We start from the raw sequence: 255 nt of genomic DNA on the forward strand, positions 1-255 counted from the left end.
ACGAGACCTACGCCGAGATGGGGGACGTGCTGGCCTTGGCGGGGGGGAGCCGCTTCTACCTGGTCATGGACTTCCTCCACGAGCCCCACGAGCTGGCCCTCAGGGCCCTCAAGGCCAGGGCCAGGCGGTACTACTCCGCCAGCCAGTCGGGCACCTACGTGGACCCCAACGTGCGGGTGGGCCAGGTGGAGACGGAGGGGGCCATCACCCACATCTCCCAGACGGGGGACCACGTCTTCCAGGTAGGGGTGAGCC

1 pseudogene is annotated in these 255 nt (G+C 69.0%); it reads left to right on the forward strand.

The features are described from left to right. A pseudogene (locus BVI061214_RS13245) lies at positions 1-255 on the forward strand (conjugal transfer protein TraC); the annotation flags it as partial.

The organism is Thermus aquaticus, from assembly GCF_001280255.1.
Lineage (GTDB): Bacteria > Deinococcota > Deinococci > Deinococcales > Thermaceae > Thermus > Thermus aquaticus.